The 876-nt window shown below is 45.4% G+C and carries 1 protein-coding gene and 1 riboswitch; the gene reads left to right on the top strand.

Features of this window, described 5'->3' with window-relative positions:
* A riboswitch (cobalamin riboswitch) is annotated at positions 1–93 on the bottom strand. This riboswitch is flagged as partial in the annotation.
* A 153-nt stretch (positions 94–246) separates the two neighbouring features.
* Positions 247–876, top strand: a 630-nt coding sequence (locus tag ACWHAR_RS24800) for an SDR family NAD(P)-dependent oxidoreductase (protein WP_452088147.1), incomplete at its 3' end; no start/stop codon positions are given.

Genomic DNA, 876 nt, shown 5'->3' with positions numbered 1-876 from the left:
CAATTACAGTGGCGGGACCGCACCGACTTTTACCGGTTTCCCTTTTAAGCCGGCTGTTGTTCACGGACCGGCACCTATTTGACATTCGTATCCTTTTTTCGGAGTAATTATACTATATGACTGACAGGCTTGTATATGTGTCCCGAATGACTTTTCCCCGTATTGTGTATGGGAGCAAAATCCTCGTAAACACTAAATTTGATCTTGTATACTTAATACCATCATCAATCAAAAGGAATGATTCTTATGGATTTACAGCTAAAAGACAAACTCGTCTTAATCACCGGCTCGACGTCCGGTATCGGGAAAGCCGCCGCAAAAAGCTTTCTGCAAGAGGGTGCGGCAGTCATTGTCAACGGACGCAAACAGGAGACTGTTAATCGCACGATTGAAGAGCTTTCTGGATATGGAACGGTGCACGGTGCTGCTGCCGATTTGTCAAAAACAGATGAAGCAGCGGCTTTTATTGAAAAAGTAAATGAAATCGGTGATATTGATATCCTTGTCAACAACCTTGGTTTCTTCGAGGTAAAAGACTTTGCCGATGTGACAGATGAAGAGTGGAATCAATATTTCGAAGTGAACGTGATGAGCGCCGTTCGGACAAGCCGTCACTTCCTTCCAAAAATGCTTGCCAAAAACAGCGGCCGCATTTTAAATATTGCAAGTGAAGCAGGCGTCAAACCGCTGCCAATGATGATTCCATACTCAATGACAAAAACGGCGCTGATCAGCCTTTCAAGAGGAATGGCTGAAATGACAAAAGGCACAAATGTGACGGTTAACTCAGTGCTCCCGGGACCTACTTGGACAGAGGGCGTGGCATCCTATATGGAAGGCGCCGCAAAAGCAGCCGGCCAGGATACAGATACATTT

The sequence above is a fragment of the Bacillus sp. LR--39 genome, assembly GCF_053613335.1.
Note: the sequence above shows the minus strand (reverse complement) of the source record. Positions and strands in the feature narration are given on the sequence as shown.